The 23,862-nt window shown below is 64.8% G+C and carries 16 protein-coding genes and 1 pseudogene; 10 read left to right on the forward strand and 7 right to left on the reverse strand.

Annotated elements, in window-relative coordinates:
- A partial coding sequence (locus B2V21_RS11410; RefSeq protein WP_286916901.1) for an Mrp/NBP35 family ATP-binding protein occupies positions 1 to 654 on the forward strand: 654 nt, incomplete at its 5' end.
- 126 nt (positions 655 to 780) lie between these two features.
- Here the strand turns inward: B2V21_RS11410 and B2V21_RS11415 are convergent.
- A complete protein-coding gene (locus B2V21_RS11415) occupies positions 781 to 990 on the reverse strand; it encodes a cold-shock protein (protein WP_049862192.1) in 210 nt (69 codons plus the stop codon).
- Between the two features lie 324 nt (positions 991 to 1,314).
- Here B2V21_RS11415 and dcd point away from each other — a divergent pair.
- A pseudogene (dcd, locus tag B2V21_RS11420) lies at positions 1,315 to 1,870 on the forward strand (dCTP deaminase).
- Positions 1,871 to 1,967: 97 nt separating this feature from the next.
- Positions 1,968 to 2,171, forward strand: a complete 204-nt coding sequence (locus B2V21_RS11425; protein ID WP_122743695.1) for a hypothetical protein — start codon at positions 1,968 to 1,970, stop codon at positions 2,169 to 2,171.
- Positions 2,172 to 2,175: 4 nt separating this feature from the next.
- Here the strand turns inward: B2V21_RS11425 and pdeM are convergent, their stop codons facing one another.
- From pdeM to mnmC, 6 genes are all read right to left on the reverse strand, one after another.
- Complete coding sequence (gene pdeM / locus B2V21_RS11430) at positions 2,176 to 2,832, reverse strand: ligase-associated DNA damage response endonuclease PdeM (RefSeq protein ID WP_286916902.1); 657 nt, start codon at positions 2,830 to 2,832, stop codon at positions 2,176 to 2,178.
- Positions 2,829 to 5,300, reverse strand: coding sequence for a ligase-associated DNA damage response DEXH box helicase (locus B2V21_RS11435; protein ID WP_286916903.1), 2,472 nt, complete (start codon positions 5,298 to 5,300; stop codon positions 2,829 to 2,831). Before B2V21_RS11435 ends, pdeM begins: the two co-directional genes overlap by 4 nt.
- Positions 5,301 to 5,386: 86 nt before the next feature.
- Positions 5,387 to 6,451 carry a lipocalin-like domain-containing protein gene (locus B2V21_RS11440; protein ID WP_192068887.1) on the reverse strand — a complete coding sequence of 355 codons (1,065 nt, stop codon included), beginning with the start codon at positions 6,449 to 6,451 and terminating at the stop codon, positions 5,387 to 5,389.
- A 4-nt stretch (positions 6,452 to 6,455) separates the two neighbouring features.
- Positions 6,456 to 8,927, reverse strand: coding sequence for an ABC transporter permease (locus B2V21_RS11445; protein WP_286916912.1), 2,472 nt, complete (start codon positions 8,925 to 8,927; stop codon positions 6,456 to 6,458).
- 1 nt (position 8,928) lies between these two features.
- Positions 8,929 to 9,597, reverse strand: coding sequence for an ABC transporter ATP-binding protein (locus tag B2V21_RS11450; RefSeq protein WP_286916904.1), 669 nt, complete (start codon positions 9,595 to 9,597; stop codon positions 8,929 to 8,931).
- Positions 9,598 to 9,687: 90 nt separating this feature from the next.
- A complete protein-coding gene (gene mnmC, locus B2V21_RS11455) occupies positions 9,688 to 11,661 on the reverse strand; it encodes a bifunctional tRNA (5-methylaminomethyl-2-thiouridine)(34)-methyltransferase MnmD/FAD-dependent 5-carboxymethylaminomethyl-2-thiouridine(34) oxidoreductase MnmC (RefSeq protein WP_286916905.1) in 1,974 nt (657 codons plus the stop codon).
- Positions 11,662 to 11,837: 176 nt separating this feature from the next.
- On the opposite strand from mnmC, the gene B2V21_RS11460 reads away from it, so the two are divergent.
- The 7 genes from B2V21_RS11460 to B2V21_RS11490 form a co-directional block, all read left to right on the forward strand.
- Entirely contained in the window at positions 11,838 to 16,121 is a 4,284-nt protein-coding gene (locus B2V21_RS11460; protein WP_286916906.1) for an NEL-type E3 ubiquitin ligase domain-containing protein, read from the forward strand.
- A 21-nt stretch (positions 16,122 to 16,142) separates the two neighbouring features.
- Positions 16,143 to 17,636 (forward strand): polyphosphate:AMP phosphotransferase, encoded by a 1,494-nt coding sequence (pap, locus tag B2V21_RS11465; RefSeq protein WP_056843793.1) that lies wholly within the window; start codon positions 16,143 to 16,145, stop codon positions 17,634 to 17,636.
- Positions 17,637 to 17,856: 220 nt separating this feature from the next.
- Complete coding sequence (locus B2V21_RS11470; protein WP_286916907.1) at positions 17,857 to 18,864, forward strand: aspartate-semialdehyde dehydrogenase; 1,008 nt, start codon at positions 17,857 to 17,859, stop codon at positions 18,862 to 18,864.
- A gap of 127 nt (positions 18,865 to 18,991) precedes the next feature.
- Positions 18,992 to 21,481, forward strand: coding sequence for a FimV/HubP family polar landmark protein (locus B2V21_RS11475; RefSeq protein ID WP_286916908.1), 2,490 nt, complete (start codon positions 18,992 to 18,994; stop codon positions 21,479 to 21,481).
- Between the two features lie 124 nt (positions 21,482 to 21,605).
- Positions 21,606 to 22,478: a tRNA pseudouridine(38-40) synthase TruA gene (gene truA / locus B2V21_RS11480; RefSeq protein WP_286916909.1), complete on the forward strand. Its 873-nt coding sequence runs from the start codon at positions 21,606 to 21,608 to the stop codon at positions 22,476 to 22,478.
- A gap of 39 nt (positions 22,479 to 22,517) precedes the next feature.
- Positions 22,518 to 23,144, forward strand: a complete 627-nt coding sequence (locus B2V21_RS11485; protein ID WP_049862178.1) for a phosphoribosylanthranilate isomerase — start codon at positions 22,518 to 22,520, stop codon at positions 23,142 to 23,144.
- 164 nt (positions 23,145 to 23,308) lie between these two features.
- Positions 23,309 to 23,862 (forward strand): acetyl-CoA carboxylase carboxyltransferase subunit beta (locus B2V21_RS11490; RefSeq protein WP_286916910.1); only part of this gene is annotated, 554 nt, incomplete at its 3' end.

The raw sequence follows: 23,862 nt of genomic DNA on the forward strand, positions 1-23,862 counted from the left end.
GGCATCGCCGAGGGCACCCGGCCCAAGGTCAAGGATCAGAAATGGTTCGTGCCCATCCAGGCCCATGGCGTGGAAGTGATGTCGATGGCCTTCCTCACCGATGACAACACGCCCATGGTCTGGCGTGGTCCGATGGTGTCCGGGGCGCTGTTGCAGCTGGTCACCCAGACCGCCTGGGACGACCTCGATTACCTGGTCATCGACATGCCGCCTGGCACCGGCGACATCCAGCTGACCCTGGCGCAGAAGGTGCCGGTGGCGGGTGCGGTGATCGTCACCACGCCCCAGGACCTGGCCTTGCTGGATGCCCGCAAGGGTGTGGAGATGTTCCGCAAGGTGCACATCCCGGTGCTCGGCGTGGTCGAGAACATGGCCGTGCACATCTGCTCCAACTGCGGCCATGCCGAGCACCTGTTCGGCGAAGGCGGGGGCGAGAAGCTGGCGTCGCAATACGGGGTCGAGCTGCTGGCGTCGTTGCCGCTGTCGATGCTGATTCGCGAGCAGGCCGACGGCGGCAAACCGACCGCAGCGGCCGAGCCGGAAAGCCAGATTGCCATGGTCTATCAGGAACTGGCCCGGCACGTCGGCGCGCGGATCGTCCTACAGGAAGCCGATGCACCGGCGATGCCCAGCATTACCATGACTGACGACTGATTGCCGTCGAATGGGCGGCGGGTGCACTGGGGTGCGCTCGCCGCTTTTGCGGAAAGTCGACGAATCGCGGGCATAAAAAAACCCCGCCGGTGAGGGCGGGGTCTTTTAGAAGCTGTTCAGCTCAAGTTAGACAACTTGAACTTCTTCAGCTTGCATGCCTTTCTGACCGCGGGTAGCGATGAAAGAGACCTGCTGGCCTTCTTTCAGGCTTTTGAAGCCGTCAGCCTGGATGGCTTTGAAGTGTACGAACAGGTCGTCACCGGATTGTGGAGTGATGAAGCCGAAGCCTTTTTCATCGTTGAACCACTTGACGGTACCGGTTTGGCGATTGGACATGGTGTATCTCCTTGGACAAAGTTAACTGCGGTTCGGGAAGAGCCCTGGCCGAGACTGAGTGCAAAGAGCAGGAAAATTCATGAAGATGTTGGACATCGGGTAGAGATTCTCAGTGACACAAGCAACACAGTGACGCCACCTTAACCCTTTTTCGGGAACGTGCCAATGGTCTTTTGAGGGTTTCTTGCAAATGTTGATCGGCGGCCTCGCGTCGACCTGTGGCAGGTTGGACGGGCATTGGGCGAGGCAGTCTTTGAACCCTGGCGCGAGGCCCGGTAAGATGCCGCTCGGATTCTATTCACCTCGCTATTCAGGACACCCGCCATGAGCATCAAATCGGACAAGTGGATTCGCCGCATGGCGCAAGAACACGGCATGATCGAACCCTACGTCGAACGCCAGGTGCGCGGCGAGGGCGCCGATCGCGTGATTTCCTTCGGGGTGTCCAGCTACGGCTACGACGTGCGCTGCGCCGACGAATTCAAGGTGTTCACCAACATCAATTCGGCCACCGTCGACCCCAAGAATTTCGACGAGAAGAGCTTCGTCGATATCAAGAGCGACGTCTGCATCATTCCGCCGAACTCTTTCGCCCTGGCGCGCACCGTCGAGTACTTCCGCATNNCTGACCATCTGCCTGGGCAAGAGCACCTACGCGCGTTGCGGCATCATCGTCAACGTCACGCCGCTGGAGCCGGAATGGGAAGGGCACGTGACCCTGGAGTTCTCCAACACCACGACGTTGCCGGCCAAGATCTATGCGAATGAAGGGGTGGCGCAGATGCTGTTCCTGGAGTCCGACGAGGAGTGCGAAGTCTCCTACAAGGACCGCGGTGGCAAGTATCAAGGTCAGCGCGGCGTCACCCTGCCGCGTACCTGAAACCGGCGGTAGGCGAACTAGTTGCCCATTTCCCACTCCATATGAGTGAACTCCCCGGCTTGCTTACCGTAGGCCGGGCCATCGCTCAGGAGTGTCTATGAAAATCGACCCGACTATCAGTGCTCAACTGGCTCAGCTGCAACCCAACCAGATTGGCATACTTGCCTGGTCGCTTCTGGCCGACTCTTACGGCCACATGGCCGGTGGAGTACCCGGCCAACCCGATCCTGATACCCCGCAGCCGACCGAACCCGGCAGCCCGACCGTCCCCGACGAGCCACCGCCCGCGCCCGTGGCCTGATCGCTCAGGCGACCTGCCAGACGCCACCGTCGCCGACCACGTACACACGCTGGTTGGCGTCGTTGTTCATGTTGAATCCGCCGGTGAACGCGCCGAAGGCCGGTAGCAGGCTGAACTTGCCGCCCAGCAGGTAGCACGGCAGCCGCAAGCTCTGTCGCCCCCGCCCATGCAGCCGGTACACCGGGTGTATGTGTCCGGCCAGCACGTGCAGGGTCGGATGCGCGTCCGGTTCGTGTTGCAGTGCGAACGGGCCCATTTCCAAGGGCTCCGTCACCACGTCGAAACGCAGCTCGGACGGTGGGTCGCCTGCGCGCTTGTCGTGGTTGCCTCGAATCAACGTGATGCGTAGATCTGCGACTTCCGCACGCCAGGCGGCCAGCGCGCCCAGTGTTCCTGCCGAGTGCGACCCCGGTGCGTGAAGAAAATCGCCCAGGAAGATCAGGTGCCGGGTCGGGTATCTTCCCATGATCCGATCGATCACCTGCAGGTTGCTGGCGGTGGTGCCATGGGGCACGGGTTGCCCCAACTTGCGGTAGGCGGCCGCCTTGCCAAAGTGCGCGTCGGCGATCAGCAGGACTTCACGTTCAGGCCAGTAGATGGCCTTTTCGGCCAGCAACCAGAGTTCGGCACCCGCCAGTTGTACGCTGCAATACTCACTCATCCTGCGGCTTTCTCCAGGTCGCCGACCATGCGGCGGATACGATCGGCCAGCTTCTCCGAGCTCAGGCTTTCGCGGAAGCGTTCCACCAGCAGCGGAAAGCCCAGCGGGGTGGGGCGCTTGACGGCGTGCAAATCCAGTCGACGGCTGGCGATCTGTTCCAGCACATGCTCCAGTCGCTCGACTTCGAGCTCCTGTTTCAGGACCTCTTCCTGGGCCTGGGTCAGCAGCAGGTTGCCGGCATCGTATTGCTTGAATACCTGGAAGAACAGACCGCTGGAGGCCTGCACCTGTCGGGTACTTTTTTGCGATCCGGGATAGCCGCCGAACACCAGCCCGGAGATCCGCGCAATCTCGCGGAAGCGTCGCAAGGCCAACTCGCCGGCGTTGAGGCTGGCCAGCACGTCGTTCAATAGACCCTGGGCGCTGAGCAGCGCCGGGTCGAGTTGGGTGGCCCAGTCCACTTCCGTGGCGCTGAGCAGCTCCAGGCCGTAGTCGTTCACGGCAATGGAGAAGGTCAGGGGTTGGCGTTGGGCCAGGCGCCAGGCCAGCAGACTGCCCAGCCCCAGATGCACCTGACGACCGCCGAAGGGGTAGAGGAACAGATGCCAGCCCTCGCGCGACTTGAGGGTTTCCGCCAGCAGCGTGGTTTCGCTGGGCAGCGCTGACCATTGCTGCTGTACATCGAGCAGCGGGCGTACGGCGCGCATCTCCGGGCTGTCGTACTCGCCGCGGGCGGCGGCGCCCAGTTTCGCCACCAGCGCGTCGGCCAGTTCGCCGGACAGCGGCATGCGGCCGCCATTCCAGCGCGGCACGGCAGCCTTCTTGGCGGTGCTGCGCTTGACGTAGGCGGTCATGTCTTCGACTCGCACCAGCTCCAGTTGGCGACCGGCGAAGAGGAAACCGTCGCCCGGTTTGAGGCGGGCGATAAAGCCCTCCTCGACACTGCCCAAAGAGCGGCCGCCGCCGCCCTTGCTCCAGTATTTGAGTTGCAGGCTGGCATCGCTGACGATGGTACCGATGCCCATGCGGTGACGGCGGGCCAGACGCGCATCGGGCACGCGCCACAGGCCGTGCTCGTCCGGCTCGACTCGGCGGTAGTCCGGGTAGGCGGTCAGCGAGTGGCCGCCGTAGCGCACGAACGCCAGGGCCCATTGCCATTCATCGTCGCTGAGGTTGCGGTAGGCCCAGGTCGTGCGCACCTCGGCCAGCAGTCGTTTCGGCAGGAAGCCGCCACCCAGGGCCATGCTGACCAGGTGCTGGACCAGCACATCCAATGGTTTCTCCGGCGATTCGCGCGGCTCGATGCGCCGCTGTGCGACCGCATCATGGGCGGCCGCCGCTTCCACCAGTTCCATGCTGTGGGTCGGTACCAGGGTGACCCGCGAAGCCCGGCCCGGGGCATGTCCGGAGCGGCCGGCCCGTTGCATCAAGCGCGCAATGCCCTTGGCCGACCCGATTTGCAGCACCCGTTCCACCGGCAGGAAGTCGACCCCCAGGTCCAGGCTCGAAGTGCACACCACCGCCTTGAGCTGGCCATCCTTGAGGGCGCGTTCGACCCACTCGCGCACCTCACGCGACAACGAGCTGTGGTGCAGGGCGATGATGCCCGCCCAATCCGGACGGGCGTCGAGGATCGCCTGGAACCAGATTTCGGACTGCGCGCGGGTGTTGGTGAACACCAGGCAGCTGCTGCTGCGATCGATTTCGGCCACCACCTGATCGAGCATGCGCAGGCCCATGTGACCGCCCCAGGGAAACCGCTCGATGGCCGCAGGCAAGAGGGTGTCGACCTCGATGGTCTTGGCCTGGGCGCCCTGTACGCTGACGCTGGATTGGCCTGGTAGCAGAACTTCCTGCGCATGAGCCTGGTTGCCCAAGGTGGCTGAAATACCCCAGACGATGAGTTGCGGATTCCATTGCCGCAGCCGCGCCAGCGCCAGTTGCAACTGCACCCCGCGCTTGTTGCCGATCAGTTCATGCCATTCATCGACGACAACCATAGCAACGCTGCTCAACTCTTCGCAGGCCTTGTCGCGGGCCAGCAGCAGCGTCAGGCTTTCCGGTGTGGTCACCAGCGCCGACGGCAACCGACGGGTTTGCTTGGCACGGTCGCTGCTGCTGGTGTCGCCGGTGCGCAGGCCCAGGCTCCAGCCGATCTGCAATTCGTCTACCGGTACCTGCAGGGCGCGCAGGGTGTCGGCGGCCAGGGCGCGCATGGGGGTGATCCACAACACCGTCAAGGGTGCCATGACGGGCTTGCGTTTACCCTTGGGTATGACGGGACCGGCCTTGGCGAAACGTTGCAGGGCGGCGAACCAGACCGCGTAGGTCTTGCCGGCACCGGTGCTGGCGTGAAGCATGCCCGACTCGCCGCGTTTGACGGCGGCCCAGACGTCCTTCTGGAAAGGAAACGGCTTCCATTGACGGCTGGCGAACCAGTGTTTGGCAAAAGCGCTGGGGGTCGGCATGCCTTGACGGAGCGTCCTGAGGTATTTGTACAAGGACCGCTGCGATGCCGGTTGGTTTGATATTTGTACAAAAAGCCGTGCGTGTATCAGTATCCGGTCATTTCCAGATAGCCTTCGCCGCCGTGGCTCCCGGTCAGGGTCACCGGGCCTTCCCAGTAGGGCGTGCCTACCGCCATCCAGGCCTTGGGGTTCAATGCCGTGGTTTCCACATGCAAGGCATGGCTGGGGATGTCGATGGCCCAGCGCGTGGGCACCTGCCTGCCGGCCACAAGAGTGTCCTGCAGTGGGCGCAGGCTGATGCTGCCCGGTGCCAACGGCGTGCTATGGCCCTGCGCGTCTATCCAGTTGCCGCTGAGAAAATGTTGTTCGCCGGCGCCACGCAGACGAAACACCATCAACTGCTGACCGTCGTCCAGGTGCAGGGAAAACCAGTCCCAGCCGGACTGATCGGCGGCCAACGGTTGGCTGCTCCATTCCCGGTCGAGCCAGGCACGGCCCTTGACCTGATAGCGCTTGCCTTCGATCTGCACCTGCCCGGCTGCGCTGAAAAACGGCTGGCTGTAGTAATACGAAGCCTGTCCGGCATCGGACTTGCGGCTGTAGCCCTGCTCGCCCTGAAGCACCAGCGCACGCTCGCTGGTCAGGGTCAATTGGTAGGCGAAGCCCTGGCCTTTGGCCTGCACGTCCATGGCCGCGAGGCTGTCCGCGGCGCCCGGCTGGCTGCGCAGGTGCCAATCGTCGATCCAGGCGTTGAAGGGTTTGACCTCTACACCCGCCTGGCCGATACCGCCTCGGGCCAAGGTCTGCGCGCTGTAGTGGTCAGTCGCCGAAGTGAGTCCGGCATGACCGATCCACAGATTGCGGTTGTTCCAGCCGGACGCCGTGCTGCCCGGCGCCAGGGCGCTGCGGAACAGGGTCCATTGCACACCGAAGCGCTGGCCCTGGTCGTCTTCGAGGTTGGCGGTCAGGTACCACCATTCGATGCGGAAGTCCGTGTGGGCGCCATGATCGGCCGGAAAGCTGAAGACCTTGCCCGGTTTGACCTGGGCGAAGTCGCCAGCCTGTCCGCCCAGACCGGCGAAACCGGCCGGCGGCGGCGTCGGGTCGCACCCGCTCACTGCGAGCAATACAGTCAGCAACAGGGTTTGCATCAGCTTAGCGTTCACTGGCCATCACTCGCAGCAGGTCGGTGGGTTGGCTGCGTTGCAGACGCCGCATGGGCCAGGCCGAAGCCAGCATCGCGGCGATCAGTGCCAAGCCGCACAGTTGCAGAATCTGCAAGGGAAACACTTGCAACGGCAGGCGCCAGCCGAAGGCCTGCACATTGATCACCGCGACTAGACACCAGGCGAGCAGAATGCCCAGCGGCACGGCGAGCAGCAAGGTCAGCAGGGCCAGGATCAAGGTCTGCGCCACACTCAACAGGATCAGTTGGCGACGGCCGACACCCATCGCCCACAGCGGTGCGAGCTGGCCCAAGCGACTCTGGCTCTGGGTGAGCAAGCCAATGAACAGGGCGACCCCGGCCACACCCAGGGTCAGCGCATTCAGCGCGGCGGTGGCGCTGAAGGTGCGTTCGAAAACCTGCGAGGCCCAGCGCTTGAGTTGTTGCTGCTCCACCACATGGCTGTCGTCCAGGCCGAACGCTTGTTGCACCTTGTCTTTCAGAGAGGCGGTATCGGCCTCGGCCATGCGCAACGCGAAGCGCGCGGGCGGGGTACCGGGCCAGTGACGCTGGAACTGCTCGGCACTGACCAGGATATGCCCCTTGGGGTTGCCGTAGTCGGCGTAGATACCTACCACCGTCGGGTTCCATTGTCCCTGGGCGGCGGGCAGTGTGAGCCGCGCGCCGATGCCCACATTCAGGCGGCGGGCCAGTTGCTCGCTGAGCATCAGGTTGTCGCCGGAAAACAATTGATCCCACGGGTTGCCGGCGGCCTGTTCGAGCAGCGGCCAGTGCTGGCGATAGAGAGGAGCATCGATCACCGCCGCCAATTCGGTTGGCCAGCCTTGCTGACGGATCTGCATTTCCCAGCCCGGCAGCACCTGTCGCACTTCATTCTGTTGCTGCAACCAGTGCTGCAGCGCCTGAGCCTGCTCGGGGTGTTGCGGGCGCAGGTACAGCTCGGCGCTCAGGCGCTGTTCCAGCCAGCCACTGAAAGTCTGCCGAAAACCCTCGGTCATGCTCGCGGCGCCGATGTTGGCGGCCAAGGCCAACAGCAATGCCATGAGCGCCAGGCTCAGGCCTGGCAACTGCTGACGGCAGTCGGCAAGAAACCATTGTCCCAGTACGCCCCAACGACGCTGGGCAAGCAGGGCGAGGACAGTGCTGAGCAGGACCGGCAGGGCCAGTGCCGCCGCCAGCAAGAGGCTGCCCATCAGCACGAAGCCACTGGCCAGACCGTTGCCGAACACGGCACATGCCAGCGCCAATACGGCTGCCGCCGCAGCCACCACGGCCTGACGCCGCAGCCATTGGCGATGGGCCTGATGCCAGGCTTCGCCACCCGACAGAGACAGCAGCGGCAGGCGTGCGGCGCGCCACAGGCTGTCGGCACCGGCCAGCAGTACGCCGCCCAGGCTCAGCGCCAGGCCTGCCAGCCACCACGACGGACTCAGGTTCAATTGCCCGGCGACTTCTGCGCCATACAGGCCGCGCAGGCTGGCGGCGACGTCCGGCAGCAGCAAGCTGGCCAGTCCGTAGCCGCTGGCAATGCCGGCCAGGCCACCGAGCAGCGCCAGCAGGCCCAGCTCCAGCACCAGGGCCAGCACCAGCAAGGCCGCGCTCACGCCACAGGCGCGCAGGGTGCGTAGCAGGGCGCGGCGTTGCTCCAGCGCCAGGCCGATAGCGGCATGGACGATGAACAGACCGACCACGAAGGCCAGCAGGCCCAGGGCGGTCAGGTTCAGGTGGAAACTGTCGGTCAAACGGGCAAGGTCGCCATCGGCGTCGCTGCGGTTGATCTGCAGGCGCTCGGTGTAAGCCTCGGGAAGAGCGTGCTGGAACGTCCTGGGCAGCAGCAGTCGGCTCAACTGGTCGGGCATCTGCAGGACCGTCTGCGCCGCACCGATGTCCATCAGCAACACCCCGGGTGCCGCCTGGGCGCGTGTCTGCAAGGGAGGCAGCGTGCTGCCGTTGCTGGTCTGCAGGCGTGCGCCTTCCTCTGCGCCCAGTTCGCGCAGGGTCTGTGGTGCCACCCAGGTTCGGCCGGGTGCGCCGATGAAGGCGCTCAGCTCATCCACACTGGGCACCGCGCCCGCCACGGGACTGCCCACCGGCAACGTCAACGGCTCGATCCCCACCACCTGCAGGCGCAGTTGCGGACGGGAGGGCAGGGTGATTCGACCTTCGAGCACCGGCGAGACCGGCCAACCCTGCAGGCGCAGTGCAACGAAGGTCGATTGCGCCAGCTCTGCGCCGTCGCGTGCCACGATGTTCGCCTGGGCCTGCCCGCCGATCATCTGGCTGGCCAGTGCATAGCTCTGCCGCGCCTGGCTGTTCAGCGCGAGCACGCCGGTAAACAACGCAGTGGCCAGCCACAGGCCGGTGATCAGTGCCACGCCCTGGACCGGATGCCGGCGCCAATGGCTGAGCAGGCTGCGCAGGGTCCAGTACAGCACCGCCACGTCAGCGATCCGCCCCGGCGACGATGCGGCCGGCCTTGAGTACCACGCGATGTTCAAGGCGCGCGGCCACCAGCGGGCTGTGAGTCACCATCAAAAGCGTGCTGCCCGTGGCTTGCAGCAGCTCCAGCATCAGCTCCAGCGCCTGTTCGCTGGTGGCCTCATCGAGGTTGCCGGTGGGCTCGTCGGCCAGCAACAGCGGCGGGCGCGAGGCCAGGGCGCGGCCCAAGGCCACGCGCTGCTGCTGCCCGCCGGACAGTTGCTCGGGGTAGCGCTGCAACAGGGCCGACAGGCCCAGCCGTTCGGCCAGTTCGCGCTGCCAGTGAGGGTCCAGGCGCCCGGCCAGACGGGCCTGGAAGGCAAGGTTGTCGGCCACGCTGAGGCTGCCGATCAGGTTGAACTGCTGGAAGATCAGGCCGATGTCGCAGCGCCGCCAGCGCGCCAGTTCTCGTTCGCTCATCTGGGTAAGCACCTGCCCGGCGGCTTCGATTCGCCCGCTGTCGGCGACATCCAGACCAGCCACCAAGTGCAGCAGAGTACTTTTGCCGCTGCCCGATTCACCCATCAGGGCCAGGCTGGCGCCACGCTCCAGGTGCAGGTCGATGCCTTGCAGCACGGGCAGCGGGCCTTGCGGTGTGGAGTAGGTCTTGTGCAAACCCTGGATACGCAACATGGGCTGGTTTCTTCATGACGGTGAAGCCGCGACGCTCACGCCTCGGCAGCGGAAGGGGCTGTGACTGTGAGTACCGGCCCCCAAGCAGGTTCAAGCTTTGTTGCGTATCAGGCGCCGCAGCGCGAAGCGATTCGGATGACACGCCCAGGCCACCTCGCGTGGCAGAGGCAAAGGCTCGTCGTCCAGCCAGGCAGCGATCAGTTCACCCGACAGCGGGGCAGTGATCAGCCCCCGCGAGCCATGCCCGCTGTTCACGTACAGCCCCGGCAGCCACGGGCAAGGCTGCTCGGGCACCTGACGGGCGTCCTTGGCCAGGATCGCAAAGCGCTCGGCGAAGGCCTGAGCGTCGGCCACCGGCCCGATGATGGGCAGGTAGTCAGGGCTGGTGCAGCGAAATCCGGCCCGGCCTTGCAGTTGCTCGATAGGTATCGAGGCGCTGTCGATGCGACTTGCCAGATCCGGGGAAATGGCCTCGAGCAGTGCGAGGTTGTCGAGGTTGTCGGCCTGGGTCGGTGTCAGGTCGTCGCTGTGGAAATCGAAGCTGGCGCCCAGCGTGTGTTCGCCCGAACGGGCAGGGGCGACGTAGCCTTCGGCGCAGACCACCGTCGACAGCGCAGCGCTGCGCGACGTTTCGGGCAGGCGGGTGATCTGTCCGCGAATGCGCTTGAGCGGCAGCGCGGCGGTCTGGGCAAAGGCACTGACTTGGGCGGCGCAAGTCAGCACGGCCACTGGCGCACTGGCCAGGTGGTGGTCACCGTCGAAGGCCTGCCATTGACCGTCGAGGTAGCGCAGTTCGGCCACGTCATGATGGCGCAGCAAGGTGATGCGCGGATGGCGGGCCAGATGCTCGCACAGCGCCGGCGGGTGGACCCAGCCACCTTCAGGGTAGAACAGACCGCCGCTGGGCAGTTCGACACCTGCCTGCGCTTGGGCTTCGAGACGATCCAGTCGGTGCAGCAGTTCCGGCTGGAATGCATCGGCCAGTTGCTGCTGGCGCTGCGCTTCCTTGTCGTCGAAGGCCAGTTGCAGCACGCCGCAGGCATCCCAGTCGTGCCCGCGTTGCAGTTGTTCGAGCAGGCGACGGGTGTGGCCGAAGCCGGCCAGGATCAACTGCGAAAGCGCCGTGCCGTGGGCTGACAGCTTCAAGTACAGCACGCCCTGGGGATTGCCCGACGCTTCCTGGGCGACCTCGGCATGCCGTTCGAGCAACGACACGCGCCAGCCGCGCGCCGCCAGGCTGGCTGCGGTGGCGCACCCTGCCAGGCCGGCACCGATGACCAGCGCGTGGCGCTCACCCGTGAGCGGCTCGGGGCGGGCGAACCAGGGCTTGGCCGCAGGCGCAGGCGCGCCGCTATCGCCCAGGAACACGCCTCGGGACACATGCCATTTGTTGCCGATGCCCGGCACCCGTTTCATCTTGAAGCCGACCGCCGCCAAGCCGCGGCGCACCCAGCCGGTACTGGTGAACGTTGCCAGCGTCGCCCCGGGCGCCGCCAGCCTCGCCAGCTCGGCGAACAGCTCGGGGGTCCACATGTCGGGGTTGCACGCCGGGGCGAAACCATCCAGAAACCAGGCGTCGACCTGGCCCTCGAGGCATGGCAGCTGCTCCAGCGCATCGCCGATCAGCAGCGTCAGGGTGACCCGGCCGCCGTCGAAGACCAAGCGTTGAAAGCCTTCATGCACGGCCACATACTGCGCCAGCAGTGCGTCGCTGTAGGCCGACAGTTCCGGCCACAGCGCCAGGGCACGGGTCAAGTCGGCGGCGCTCAGGGGGTATTTTTCCACGCTGATGAAATGCAGACGGGCGCCCGGTGCGGCCGAGGCAGCGAAACATTGCCAGGCGCAGAGAAAACTCAGCCCGGTGCCGAAGCCGGTCTCCCCGATCACCAGACGACCGTCGTCCGGAAGGGCGGCGAAGCGTGCGGCCAACTGATTCTGCTCGATGAACACATGGCGGGTTTCGGCCAGGCCGTCGGCGGCGAAATACACGTCGCCAAAGGCGCGCGATCGAGGGTGACCGGTGTCGGTCCAGTCCAGCTGGGCGAGAAGGCTCGGGGTTTTCATGACGGCTTCGGCAATGGGCAAGCGGGCATTGTAACGCGCAGGCCCGGGTTCGCGAGCGCAAGGACGCTTGGGCCGCAGCGCAGCTCATGGCCGTCTTCAGGTGGTGATTAATACACGTCCCGGCGGGTTCCGCACTGGCTACCGTGCACGCTTCCTCTTTCGGCAAGGAGCCGAGCATGCACACGATCTACCCCCCAATGAGTGAAGCGGCCAGTGCCCGAGACAGTCGCCACGCACGCATCGTCGCGCAGCGGCTGCCCACCTGGTTGACCCAGGCCAGCCCGGCGATGCGCCAAGCCTTGAGCGCCAGTCAGAACGAGAGCCATGCCGCCAAGCTGGCCCTTGCTCCAGTGCTGGCCGACTTGCGCGATATCACCGAGTTCTGCGCCGACCTGGTAAGCGAAGCGATCCGCGAGCAGTTTCAACTCGACATCGACCCGCGTCGTTATTCGTTGGTGCGCGCCATGCACAACGTTGGGATGGGTTTCAGCCACCGCTGGCCCATCGAGCAGAACCTGCTGGTTGCCGCCATGCAGAACTTCGAGGCGAACCTGCAGTTTGCGCAGGGTTCGATGGTGCTGCCGGTCGGCGGGGTCGAGTACGTCACGGCCGACAAGGACATCGATTTCCGCGCCCGCAGCGACAAGCCGGCGATCGCCATCGATCCGAAGCGATTCACCACGATGTGCCGCAGCCTGGACCTGGGCAAGCAGTACCAGGCTCATCTGGATACGGTGTTCAAACCCGAACACGTGGCGGCACTGTTCAAGCGCAATGATCGCGCCCACTTTGCGGTGCTGACCCACATCGCCCGGTTGCGTGACGATATCGACGAAGATGCCTACCGCATGCTCCTGCAGGTTGCCGAAGGTGCAACGCCGGCCTGGGCGGGCAACGCGGTGCGCTATCACTGGCTGCGTCTGCTGGGCAGCACCGATTTCGCCGCCGTGGCGCTCTACGGCGTGCAGTTGATCGAATCGACCGTGGATGGCCGCTGCGTGGTGCTGATGCCGGGCGAGCCGGATCATCCGGTCAAGCAATACCCGTCGTTCAAGGCCTTTGCCGCAGCATTGGGAGAGAAGCTGAAGCAGACCGATTTCCGAAGCTATTTCGGCGCACTGGCTGGCGAGAAGTTCGCCGCACCGTTCATCCAGCGTCTGCTGCAACGGCTCGACAACCCGGCTGGCGATTGGCAACAGCACCTGAACCTGGAAAAGCGCCCGGTGCTGGGCGATCTTTTCAAGTTGCAGCACAGCGATCGCTTGATCAAGGTCTACCAGGATGCCCGAGTGATGGCGGTGCCGACCGCCGATGAAGACGCCATTGCCCTGGAGCGTGAGCGTCGACGGTACCTGGGTGCTGGCATGACTCTGCTCAATATTGCCGGGCTGCTGGTCCCGGCACTGGGTACGGCGATGCTCGCCTGCGCTGCTGCACAGTTGCTGCATGAGGTGCTCAGCGGCATCGACGATTGGCGCCAGGGCGATGACCACGCCGCGTTCACCCACGTCATGGGCGTGGCCGAGAACCTGGCGACCATGGCGGTCTTCGCAGGCGTCGTGCACGCCGGCCGGACATGGATAGCGCCCAAAGTGCCCGAAGTGGCTGCCCAGACCCAGTTGGCAGAGCTGATACCGGTAACGCTCACTGACGGTCGCCACCATCTCTGGCATCCCAACCTGGACGAATACGTCGCCGTTCAGGCCCTGCCTGCCGATTTGCTGCCCGAAACCGATCGCCTCTACCACGATGAAACGCGTGACAGCGTAGTCATCGATGGCCGCGTCCACGACCTGCGCTTCGACGATCGCTACCGGCAATGGCGCATCACTCACCCAAGCGACACACAGGCCTATGAGCCCCTTATTGAAGAAACCAGTACGGGTTGGCGACTGGCCGCCGAGCAGCAACCCGAGGCACCTGGCACTACGCTACGTGACCGCCTGGGCTGGCGGCTGTCAGGCATGGAGCCGCAGGATCTTCACCATGCCCTGGCCAGCACCGGTCTGCCACAGTCCGCATTGGACGACATCCATGCCCAGGCCGATCAACCCGCCGCCCTGCTGACCGACGCGCTGCAACGCTTCGCCCTGCATCGTCAGGTGCAAAGCGCCGGACTGGCCGACGACGCCGCTCAGGCCCGGTTCGAAGCACTCTACGACGCCACCCATTTCGGCAGCGGCCCTGCCAGCCAACTGATTCGTCGCGATTTTCCTGCCCTGAGCGTGGCAGCCGCCGAAGAGGTGTTGCTTGATGTACCGCCGGGCGAACAGGCGCAGATGCTGTCCAACCGCCGCATTCCCCTGAAACTGGCCGAACGTGCCCGCATCTATCAGCAGTGCCAACGCCTGAACCGCGCGTTCGAAGGCCTGTGCTTCAGCGTCGCGCAGTCGGTGGACAGCCTCGAGCTGGAGCAGGCCATAAAGGTGGTGCTGGGTGAAACCGCCCAGGCCGATGCGGTGCGTGACTACGCTTTCGCCCATCGCGACGACTGTGCCCGCTGGCTGGGGCAGACGCCGTCACCGGATCGCTTCAGAGCACCGATGCGCGATGGGTACGGGCGCGTGGGTTACCCCATGAGCGGCCGGCGCGAGGTGGCCCTGTCGCGCCGAGTGCTGGTGGCGCGCATTCGTCGTGTCTACCCCGGCACCAGCGAACGGGCCGCGCGCGAATTATTGGGATTGTACGAGGAGACCGGCATGAGTCGCGCCGGCATCATGCAGGGGTTGGACAACCTCACCTACGAGCGCGGGCAAATGCACGCTCAACTGGAAGCCTGGTCCCGTCGACCGGCGCCGGCCAATCTACCGGCGCGGTACAACGCCAGCAGCGGCGACCTGGTGTACTACCGCGCCGACGTCACGGCACGCCTGGACATTGCCTGGCGCCGCCAACTGCCCTCCGAGCGCGCCGCCCATGGCTTCAACTATTACCTCAACCTCACCTACGTGCCGCTGCTCGACTTTCCCGCCCTGAGCGCTGACCTGCGCTTCGTCACACACCTGAACCTGACCGGCAGCACGATAGATGCTCAGGCGCTGACCAACCTATTGGGCAGCTTTGCGCAACTGCGCAGTTTGACGCTGCGTGAATGCGCCCTCGGCCATCTACCCGAAGCGGTCGATCGGTTGACTCAACTGACCGAGCTGGACTTGACGTTGTGCAATCTGACCCTGGATCAGGCGTTACTCGACCGGCTTGGCCGCCTGCCCAATCTGAGCATGCTGAACCTGAGCGGCAACACCGTGGGCCAGATCGCTTCGTCCAGCGGCTTCGCCCAGCTTCAGCAACTGAACCTGGCAGGCCTGGCTCTGCCTCATTGGCCGCAGTGGGCTTCGCGCCTGCCAGCGTTGCGTACCTTGAACCTGTACCGCACTCGACTGCGTCACATCCCCGATGCAGTATTTACCGAAATGGCCGAGGAGCGCAGTGTCGATGTCTTTCTCGATCGTAATTCGTTGGACACTCAAACGCTGCGTCAGCTGGGCAGCGCACGGCCGCAACGACGGTTCCAGTTTTATACCCACCGCACCAACGACGTCCGTCCGACTCGGGTGGGACGGCCTTCGGTCGACCCCTGGCTGCAGGGTGCAAGTGAAGTGGAGCGACGCCATCGGGCGCAGCTTTGGCAGGGACTGACCGAAGAAGAGGGGTCGGCGGCCTTCATCGACCTGATCGACAATCTGCGCCGTACGCCGGATTTCATCAGCAATGCGGCCGAAATGACGCGGCGCGTGTGGAACGTCATCGTCGGTGCCTCCGCGAATCGTCAGTTGCGCCAGCGTCTCTATACCATGGCCGAGCAGTTGGACACCTGCGTGGATGGCGAGCGGCTGATGTTCAGTGACATGGAGGTGCAGGTGCTGCAGCACGACGCCCTGCAAGGCGCCACTTGGGCGCAGCGTGGCCAGCGCCTTTATGAACTGGCCCGTGGGCTGTTCAGGCTCGACCAGCTCGAAGCCATCGCCCGCCGTATCATCACCGAGCGCCGACGCCGGGGCATCGTCGTCGATGAAGCGGAAGTGCGCATGGCCTTGCGGACCTACCTGGCTCGTCGTCTGAGCTTGCCCGGGCAGCCGCACAGCATGGCGTATGCGGCGACTGCCGGCATTGGTGTCGAGATCTACGACGCGGCGCAGACCGAGGTCCTGCAAGCCGAAAACGGATCGGCATTCGCGACGTTCATGCCGCGTCAGACCTTCTGGGCCGACTACCTGCGCGAACGCTACGCACGAACCCTGGAGGTGCGCCTGGCGCCCTTCGCCGACGAACTCACTGCGCTCGATGACAGCCAGGAGCCGGGCAGCAGTGGTGATTACCTGCGCCGCGCCAACGACATCGCCCGGCGTCGCCAGGACGCCGAGAACACCTTGCTTGCCGAACTAACCCTGCTCGAGCAGGTCGGCTTCAATAGTGATACACAGCGTAGCCCCGAGCCCGGCGAGGCTCAGTCAAGCTAACCGACGAGGAATGCCTGCCCCATGTTCGAATCTGCCGAAATTGGTCATGCCATCGACAAGGACACCTATGAAGCGCGCTTGCCAGCCTTGCGCGAAGCGCTGCTCGAGGCCCAGTACGAGCTCAAGGAGCAGGCGCGCTTTCCGGTGATCGTGCTGATCAATGGGGTCGAAGGGGCCGGCAAGGGCGAGACGGTCAAGTTGCTCAACGAATGGATGGACCCGCGCCTGATCGAGGTGCGGACCTTCGACGACAAGACCGACGAAGAACTCGCCCACCCACCGGCCTGGCGCTACTGGCGTCAGCTGCCGGCCAAGGGCCGCATGGGCGTGTTCTTTGGCAACTGGTACAGCCAGATGATCCAGGATCGCGTCCATGGCGATATCAAGGACGGCCGTCTGGAACAAGCCATCAACGGTGCGCAGCGGCTGGAGCGGATGCTCTACGACGAAGGCGCGCTGATCTTCAAATTCTGGTTCCATCTGTCCAAACAGCAGATGAAGGCGCGGCTCAAGTCGCTGCGTGACGATCCATTGCACAGCTGGCGAATCAGCCCGCTGGACTGGCAACAGTCCAAGACCTACGACCGCTTCGTACGCTTCGGCGAACGCGTGGTCCGCAGGACCGACCGCGACTATGCGCCGTGGCATGTGATCGAAGGTGCCGATGCCCACTACCGCAGCCTGGCGGTTGGACAGATTCTTCTGGAGGGTTTGCAGGCCGCCCTCAAGGCGCCTGCCAAACCCAAGGCTCAGGCTGTGGCCACTTTGGGCGAGAGCATCGACAAGCGCAGCCTGATCGGCAGCCTGGACCTGAGCAAGCGGCTGGAAAAAGACGATTACGAACGCCAACTGATCGCCGAGCAGGCGCGTCTGGCCGGGCTGATGCGCGACAAGCGCATGCGCCGTCATGCCTTGGTGGCCGTGTTCGAAGGCAACGATGCGGCCGGCAAGGGCGGTGCGATCAAACGCGTCGCCGCTGCGCTGGACCCGCGCCAGTACCACATCGTGCCCATCGCCGCGCCCACTCAGGACGAACTGGCCCAGCCCTACCTGTGGCGGTTCTGGCGCCAGCTGCCGGCGCGCGGCAAATTCACCGTGTTCGATCGCTCCTGGTATGGCCGCGTGCTGGTGGAACGGGTCGAGGGTTTTTGCAGTGCGTCTGATTGGATGCGTGCCTACAGCGAAATCAACGACTTCGAAGAACAACTCACCGAGGCCGGCGTGGTGCTGGTCAAATTCTGGCTGGCCATCGACGAGCAGACCCAGCTCGAGCGCTTCAAGGAGCGCGAACAGATCCCCTTCAAGCGTTTCAAGATCACCGAAGACGATTGGCGCAACCGTGAGAAATGGGGCGCCTATCGCGATGCCGTGGGCGACATGGTCGACCGCACCAGCAGCGAAGTGGCACCCTGGACGCTGGTGGAGGCCAATGACAAGCGTTGGGCACGGGTCAAGGTGCTGCGCACGATCAACGACGCACTCGAAGCGGCGTTCAAAAGAGACAAAAAGGACTGAGCGATCGCATCGCACCGTTCACGGCCGATGACCGCTCCTACTTCTGGCGTGCGCATGTTCGTAGGAGCGGTCCGTGGCCGCGAAGAGTGCGCCGCGCTGGTTCAGGCGAGCCACGGCGTCAGTTTCGCGGCCGATGACCGCTGCTACGGGATGCGACGCGGACAAAACGGTCGATAACCGATAGAGTGCGCGGCCTGTTCATACTTCGAGGACCCTGCCCATGCCCCAGACTTTCGACATCGCCGTGATCGGCGCCACCGGTACGGTCGGCGAAACGCTTGTGCAGGTGCTGGAAGAACGGGACTTTCCGGTCGGCGCGTTGCATCTGCTGGCCAGCAGCGAATCGGCTGGCGCGTCGGTGGCGTATCGCGGCAAGAACGTGCGTGTGCGTGAAGTCGATCAGTTCGATTTCAGTCTGGTCAAATGGGTGTTTTTCGCAGCCGGTCCCGCAGTGACCCGCAGCTTCGCCCCACGTGCGACGGCGGCCGGTTGCACGATCATCGATCTTTCGGGCGGCCTGCCGGTGAACGAGGCGCCCAATGTGGTGCCGGAAGCCAACGCCGCCATACTTGCCGATCTACCGCTGCCCGTGCAGGTGGCCAGCCCCAGCGCCGCCGCCATTGCCCTGGCCGTGATCCTGGCGCCCCTGCGCGCTGTGCTGGATCTCCAGCAGGTCCACGTCACGGCGTGCCTGGCCGTGTCGGCCCTTGGTCGCGAAGCGGTCAGCGAACTGGCCCGGCAGACTGCCGAACTGCTCAATGTACGGCCGCTGGAGCCGCGCTTCTTCGACCGCCAGATGGCCTTCAACCTGCTGGCGCAGGTTGGCACGCCCGACGCGCAGGGCCATGTGCCGCTGGAACGCCGTCTGGTGAGCGAACTGCGTGAGCTGCTCGGCATGCCGACCTTGAAGATTTCGGTGACCTGCGTGCAGGCCCCGGTGTTCTTCGGCGACAGCTACAGCATCGCCGTGCAGAGCGGCACCGCGCTCGACCTTGCCGCCGTCAACCAGGTCCTGGCGACAGCGCCGGGTATCGAAACGGTGGAAGACGACTACCCTACAGCGGTGGGCGATGCGGTGGGCCAGGACGTGGTGTACGTGGGCCGGGTGCGTACCGGCATCGATGATCCCCAGGCGCTGAGCCTGTGGGCCACGGTGGACAACGTGCGCAAGGGTGCAGCCCTGAATGCGGTACAAGTGGCCGAGTTGTTGATTAAAGGTCATGGCTAAAAGATACTTGCCGACAATTTGCAGAGGGTTGGCACGCTTTGCCCAGCTGATCGCGTGTGACAGTCGTTCGTGCGACAGTGCAAGCTTCTTCTCGCTTGCCGAGGAATGTTCAAACAAGGATTAGGCCATGGTTCAAGTTCGCAAACTGGTGTTAGCAATGGCTGCCGCTTCGGCGCTGTCCTCCGGTATCGCCAACGCCCTGGAGCTGGGGGAATTGACCCTCAGGTCTGCGGTGAACCAGCCTCTGCTGGCCGAGATAGAACTGCTCGACGTGCGCGGCCTGAGCGCCGCCGAGGTCCAGCCCGTGCTGGCCCCGGCCGAGGAGTTCAGCAAGGCGGGCGTCGAGCGCCAGGCGTTTCTGGACAGCCTGCGCTTCACGCCGGTGATCAACGCCAATGGCCGCAGCGTCATCCGTGTGACCTCGACCCAACCCTTGTCCGCGCCGCTGGTGAAGTTTCTGGTTCAGGTCAACTTCCCCAGCGGTCGTCTGCTGCGCGACTACAGCATGCTGCTCGATCCGGCGCAGTTTGCTCCGCAGGCCGCGCAAGCCGCGCAGAACGCTCCTCGACCTGCAGTGAGTGCGCCGGCGGCCACCGTCAACCAGGCGTCCTACACAACCGGTTCGCGCGATACGCTGTGGGAGATCGCCGCGCGCAATCGCCAGGGCGGTTCGGTCCAGCAGGCCATGCTGGCCATCCAGGCGCTCAACCCCGACGCGTTCCTGGACGGTAACATCAACCGTCTCAAGACCGGGCAGGTCCTGCGCATGCCTGACGTGCAACAGACATCGGCCACTGCGCCTGGGCCGGCAGTGGCCGAAGTCGCGCGACAGAATGCTGCGTGGCGCGAAGGCCGTCGGCTGGGCCCGCGTGCCCAGCAGGTCGACGCCACGCGGCGCGGCAATGGCACGCCAGCCCCGGCCGCTGCGCCGCCGCAGGACAACCTCAGCCTGGTGTCGGGTGCCAGCGAGGCCAACGGTCCGGCAGGCGATGCCAAGGCATTGGACCAGAAGCTTGCCGTGACCCAGGAAGCGCTGGATGCCACCCGGCGTGACAACGAAGAACTGCGCAGCCGCAACGCCGATCTGCAGAGCCAGCTCGACAAGTTGCAGAAGCTGATCCAGCTCAAAAACGACCAACTGGCCAAGATGCAGGCGGCTGGCGCCGATGTGCCGGTGCCTGCCGAAGCCCTGGTCCCGGCCGAGGCGCTGGCGCCCACAGCCGATGGCAGCGCGCCTGCCACCGGTGACCCCACTGCGACAACCAACGCCGAGCTGGTTCCGGCACCGACCGTGCCGGGTGCCACCGAACAGGTCAACCCGGACGCTGCCGCCAGTACGCCGGTAGCGCCTCAGGGTGAGCCGCTGGACGCCGTCAACGATCCGGCCGACGACGCCGCTTCCGACCAGCCCGCCGACAATTCCACCCTGCTGATGGTGGTCGGTGCCAGCGCCCTGGCCGCGCTGCTATTGCTGCTGCTGTTGCTGGCCCGCCGCCGCAAGGCGCAACAGGAAGCCGAAAAGCACATGCGCATGGCCCGTGCCCTGGCCGAAGAGCCGGACCACGGCCCGGACCTCGACCTGCCGCCCAACAGCTTCGAAGGGCTGGAGCGCCCGGCCGCGACCGTGCACCTGACCCCGGCAATGGTCGCCGCCTCGGTAGCCGGCGCCCGAGCCAGCGCCGCGCCTTCCACGTTCGCTGAGGCGCCTGAGCAGACCGTACTGCCCACGCCGCCACTGCGCCCCAGCATCGACACCGATGAAGGTCTGTTCGCGGAAGTGGAACAGAGCATTGCCCGGGGCCGTCTCAATCACGCCGCCGAATTGCTGGAAGCTGCGACCGAACGTGAACCCAAGCGCAGCGACCTGCGCTTGAAGCTGATGGAAGTCTACGGCTTGCAAGGTGACCGCGATGGTTTCGTCAGTCAGGAGCGACAGCTGATTGCCACGGGCCAGAACCACGCTGATGTCGAGCGCTTGAAGACCCGCTTCCCGGCCATGCTCGGCGCCGCTGCGGCAGCTGCCGGTGCGGCGGCGGTTGCTGCGCAAATGGATGCAGAGTATGTCAAGCAGCTGCTGCAGGACGAGCCTGGCGCGGCCGATTCGCTGGACGGTACCTTCGACACCGATTTCGATCTGAACCTGGACGACACTCAGGACACCGCGCCCACCGCGGACAGCAACATCGATTTCGACACCCTGCTGGCCGAACAGAAAGCGGCAGCCGCGAGCCCGGCCGACGACAACGACACGACATCGCCGGAAGATTTCGACCTGTCCCTGGCCGAAGATGCTCAAGAGCCGCAAACACCGGAATCGCGCCTGACCGAGATCAACGCGGAGCTGGAAAAACTCTCCGACGGCTTTGCGCGCACACCCATGGCCGAACCGTTCGCCACGCCACCCAAACCCGAAGACCTCCCGCCGATCGAAGGCGAAGATGATTTCGACTACCTCGACGGGGGCGACGAGGCCGGTACCAAGCTGGACCTAGCCCGTGCCTACATCGAGATGGGCGACAACGATGGCGCCCGCGACATTCTCGGCGAAGTGTTGAAGGAAGGCAGCGCCGGGCAGCAGGGCGAGGCACGCGAAATGCTAGGGCGTATCAGCCGATAATCCGGGGGTGCCGTCGCCGGACCCTGTGGGAGCGGGCTCTGCCCGCGAAGGCGGCGGGCCAGGCGCCGCAATTTCAGGATCCGGTATAATCGCCGCCATCGCTTAACCAACAGGCTGCAACTTCGTGCAAAACATCGACAACTCGGCCGCCGAATCGGCGGCCGACGGCTTTTACCGTATCGCGCTGGGCGTGGAGTACAAAGGCTCGCGCTATCGCGGCTGGCAGCGCCAGGCGTCGGGCGTGCGCACCGTCCAGGAAACCCTCGAAGACGCTCTGAGCAAGGTCGCAGCCTCGCCCGTCTCGCTGATGTGCGCCGGCCGCACCGACGCAGGGGTTCACGCCTGCGGCCAGGTGGTGCACTTCGACACCCAGGCCGAACGCAGCATGAAAGCCTGGGTGATGGGCGCCAACATCAACTTGCCCCACGACGTCAGCGTCACCTGGGCCAAGGTCATGCCGCCCAATTTCCACGCGCGCTTCAAGGCCATCGCCCGACGCTACCGCTACGTCATTTACAATGACCAGATCAGGCCCGCCCACCTGGGCGAGGAAATCACCTGGAATCATCGCCCGCTGGATGTCACCCGCATGGCTGCCGCCGCACAGGCGCTGGTCGGCACCCATGATTTCAGCGCCTTCCGCGCCGGTCAGTGCCAGGCCAAGTCACCGATCAAGCAACTGCATCACCTGCGGATCACCCAGCACGGCAAGATGATCGTCATCGACGTGCGCGCCAATGCCTTCCTGCACCACATGGTGCGCAACATCGCCGGCGTGCTGATGACCATCGGCACCGGCGAGCGGCCCATCGAGTGGGCCGCGGAAGTGTTACAGAGTCGGGTGCGCAGGACCGGCGGTGTCACTGCCCATCCGTTCGGGTTGTACCTGGTGCAGGTCGAGTACCGTGACGAGTTTCCTCTGCCCGAACGCTACATCGGTCCGCACTTCCTGACCGGGTTCGACACACTGGCTGACGTTGCCGACAGCATTTGCTAACATCCGCCGTTCCCTAGCCAAGTCGAGGTACTCGCCGACATGTCAGCCGTTCGCAGCAAAATCTGCGGTATTACCCGCATAGAGGATGCTTTGGCCGCTGCGCACGCCGGTGCCGATGCGATCGGGTTGGTGTTCTATGCCAAAAGTCCGCGGGCGGTGAACGTCCAGCAAGCCCGCGCGATCATCGCCGCGCTGCCGCCGTTCGTGACCACTACGGGCCTGTTCGTCAACGCCAGCCGCTGCGAGTTGGGCGAAATCCTCGATGCCGTGCCGCTGGACCTGCTGCAGTTCCATGGCGACGAAACGCCGGCCGAGTGCGAGGGTTACCACCGTCCGTACATCAAGGCCCTGCGGGTGCGCCCCGGCGACGACCTGCAGGCGGCTTGCCGCGCCTATCGCAACGCCAGCGGCATTCTGCTCGACACCTTCGTCGCCGGCGTGCCCGGCGGTACTGGCGAAGCCTTCGACTGGTCGCTGGTGCCCGAGCACCTGGACAAGCCGATCGTGCTGGCCGGCGGACTTCATGCGGGCAACGTCGCCCAGGCCATCACTCAGGTCAAACCCTGGGCGGTGGATGTCAGCGGCGGGGTCGAGTCGAGCAAGGGCATCAAGGACCACGGCAAGATCGACGCTTTCATCAAGGCGGTGCGTGGGAGCGGCATGTGACGGCGCGCTGCCCGGCACCGTCCATACGTTTCGCGAAACGCGCGGCACGCAGGTATCAAGCCTGCGCCACGCTCGCCCACGCATTCGTTTCATATCTGAACACGCTCAAGAGCATGCGCGGGACCTGGCCAGGCCAGCAGTCCCCGGTACTGGAGAAATAAAGCATGAGCAACTGGTTGGTAGACAAGCTGATCCCTTCGATCATGCGATCGGAGGTGAAGAAAAGCTCGGTGCCCGAAGGCCTGTGGCACAAATGCCCGTCCTGCGAAGCAGTGCTGTACCGTCCGGAGCTGGAGAAGACCCTCGACGTCTGCCCCAAGTGCAACCACCACATGCGTATCGGTGCACGTGCGCGCCTGAACATCTTCCTCGACGAAGAGGGCCGTGCCGAGCTGGGCGCCGATCTGGAGCCGGTCGATCGCCTGAAATTCCGCGACGGCAAGAAGTACAAGGATCGCCTGACCGCCGCGCAGAAGCAGACCGGTGAAAAGGATGCGCTGATCTCCATGAGCGGCACCCTGTTGGGCATGCCGGTGGTGGCCAGCGCATTCGAATTTTCCTTCATGGGTGGCTCAATGGGCGCCATTGTTGGCGAGCGCTTCGTGCGCGCTGCCAACTATGCCCTGGAAAATCGCTGCCCGATGATCTGCTTCGCCGCCTCCGGTGGTGCGCGCATGCAGGAAGCGCTGATCTCGCTGATGCAGATGGCCAAGACCTC

Origin of the sequence: Pseudomonas sp. UBA6276 (assembly GCF_002438365.1) — a bacterium.
Lineage (GTDB): Bacteria > Pseudomonadota > Gammaproteobacteria > Pseudomonadales > Pseudomonadaceae > Aquipseudomonas > Aquipseudomonas coleopterorum.